We start from the raw sequence: 2,778 nt of genomic DNA on the forward strand, positions 1-2,778 counted from the left end.
GCGTTGCGTTTCATAAACCAGATACTCTTCTGGCTTGTCTTCGCGGCGACGGACAATTTGTCCTTCCTTTTGCGCCCATGCTTCGAATGCAGATTGCATGTTTTTCCTTTAGTTGTGCAGTGCCGAATTAATTTCCATATAGTACCACTTATTGATGTAGAACAACACTTATCCTACAAAAAATACAACGGTACGGAAAATTCGAGATCAACCAAGATAAGTATAGTGCCAATCCGGTTGCCGATAATCTGATTTTAGTACCATTCTGATAACTCTGAGGCACTATTGGAAATTATTTTTCAGGCTGTTACATTTTGAGACAGAAAAGCGTTGCGGAAAACCGAATTTCGGGACTTTCGGTATCCTGCAAGCATAATTTGCAAGCAGAAAACCAACAGACGGTCGTATCAAAATTGAAGCTAGTGGTTCCTCACGCCAACCAGATACTACCTGTTCAGGTAAGATCACGCCCACGCGATTGAAATTAGGAAAAATCTGGTATGAAATTAGCCACCTGGAACGTCAATTCCCTGAACGTCCGCCTGCCCCACGTGCTGAAATGGCTGGGTGAAAACCCGGTCGACGTGCTGTGCATTCAGGAAACCAAACTGACGGACGACAAATTCCCGCAAAAGGAAATTGAAGAGGCCGGCTACCAGGTCGTGTTCAGCGGACAGAAGACTTATAACGGCGTTGCCATTCTGTCCAAACTGCCGATGACGGACATCGTCAAGAACAACCCGAAGTACCCGGACGAGCAGCAGCGCATCCTGGCCGCGACCATCGACGGCATCCGCATCGTCTGCGCCTATGTGCCGAACGGCCAGGCGGTGGACAGCGACAAGTACACCTACAAGATGGGCTGGCTGCAATCCTTCCGCGAATGGCTGGCCGAGGAGCTGGCGCGCAATGAACATCTGGCGGTGCTGGGCGACTACAACATCGCCCCGGAAGACCGCGACGTGCACGACCCGGCCGCATGGGAAGGCATGGTGCATGTGTCGCCGAAAGAACGCGCAGCGCTGCAGGAGCTGCTGGGCATCGGCCTGCACGATTCCTTCCGCCTGTTCGAACAGCCGGAAAAGAGCTTCAGCTGGTGGGATTACCGCATGCTGGGCTTCCAGAAGAACAAAGGCCTGCGCATCGATCACGTGCTGCTGTCTGCGCCGCTGGTCAAGCGCTGCTCCGCCTGTGTGGTGGACCGCGTGCCGCGCAAATGGCAGCAGCCTTCCGATCACGCTCCGGTGATCGCGACCCTCGACTGACCGGCCGCGCGCTCCAGCATCAACTGGGCGCGCACACCCAGTACGGGCTTGCTGAACAAATAGCCTTGCGCATATTGGCAGCCCTGCTTGCGCAGCAACTCGTACTGCTCTTCCGTTTCCACACCTTCCGCCACAATCGACAGCTGCAGGCTGTCCGATAATGCCGTAATCGCCGCGACGATCGCGCGGTCTTCGGCACTCTCTTCCAGATCCTTGATGAAGGCGCGGTCGATCTTGATCTTCCGTACCGGGAAGCGCTTCAGATAAGCCAGCGAAGAATAGCCCGTACCGAAATCGTCAATCGACAGGCGGATGCCCATCGCATTGATCTGCCCCAGCACGTCCATGGTGTGTTCGCCGTGCTGCATCAGGGCCGTTTCCGTGATCTCGAATTCGATCAGCGCCGGATCGATGCCCGTTTCGTCGAGAATCCGGCGGATCGAGTCGACCAGGCCTTTGTGCATGAACTGGCGCGGCGACAGGTTGATCGCCAGCGGCACCGGCTGCAATCCCATGCGCTGCCATTCCATGCTTTGTTCGCAGGCGCGGCGCAGCACCCATTCGCCGACCGGCACGATCAGGCCATTCTCTTCGATGATGGAAATGAACTGGTCCGGCATCACCAGCCCGGACGCGGGACGGCGCCAGCGCAGCAGCACTTCCAGCGTAGCCAGGCGGCGCGTGGCGATGTCCATGATCGGCTGGTAGTGCAGCTCGAACTGGCCCAGCGCCAGCGCGCTGCGCAAGCTGCTTTCCATTTCGAAGTGCTGGGCCGCCGCCAGATTCATGGTCTGGGTGAAGTATTGATAATTGTTGCGGCCCGACGCCTTGGCGTGATACATGGCCGCATCGGCATTGCGCATCAGGGTCGCCACGTCTTCGCCATCGTCCGGATACATGCAGATGCCGATCGACGGTGAAATGTGCAGCATGCGTCCTTCCAGCGGGAACGGCGCGGCCAGCGAATCGATGATCTTCTGCGCCACGTGGCTCGATTCGTCGGCGTTGCGGATACCTGGCAGCAGCACTACAAATTCGTCGCCGCCAAGACGGGCTACGGTATCGCTGGCGCGCACCGCGCCGCACAGGCGGTTGGCCACTTCCTTCAGCAGCTGGTCGCCCGTCATATGGCCCAGCGAGTCGTTGATGGTCTTGAAGCGATCCAGGTCGATAAACATGACGGCCAGGCCGCGCTCCGAGCGCTGGGCGGCCAGCATGGCGCGGTCCAGACGATCAGCCAGCAGCGCGCGGTTCGGCAAGCCAGTCAGACTGTCGTGGTAGGCCATGTGATGGACGCGCGCCTCGGCCTGGCGTCGCTCCACAATCTCGGCCTGCAATTGCGTGTTGGCGCCCGCCAGTTCGGCGGTACGTTCCAGCACGCGCACTTCCAGCTCGTCACGCGCACGGCGCACGGCGTCGGCGGCTTCGCGGCGCGCGGTCACATCGTCCACCATCCAGACCGAACGGCCCTTGGGCTGGCGCGGGTCGAAAGGACGGCCGGACAGGCGTGCCC

Annotated in this window: 2 protein-coding genes; one reads left to right on the forward strand and one right to left on the reverse strand. The window is 58.7% G+C overall.

The genetic code is table 11. The features are described 5' to 3' along the window. Positions 1 to 500: 500 nt before the first annotated feature. Complete coding sequence (gene xth, locus AB4Z11_RS28615) at positions 501 to 1,265, forward strand: exodeoxyribonuclease III (protein ID WP_442029213.1); 765 nt, start codon at positions 501 to 503, stop codon at positions 1,263 to 1,265. On the opposite strand, the gene AB4Z11_RS28620 is transcribed toward xth, so the two are convergent. Next, a partial coding sequence (locus tag AB4Z11_RS28620) for a putative bifunctional diguanylate cyclase/phosphodiesterase (RefSeq protein WP_442029214.1) occupies positions 1,235 to 2,778 on the reverse strand: 1,544 nt, incomplete at its 5' end. The genes xth and AB4Z11_RS28620 overlap by 31 nt on opposite strands.

The sequence above is a fragment of the Pseudoduganella sp. RAF53_2 genome, assembly GCF_052113985.1.
Taxonomy (GTDB): Bacteria; Pseudomonadota; Gammaproteobacteria; order Burkholderiales; family Burkholderiaceae_D; genus Rugamonas.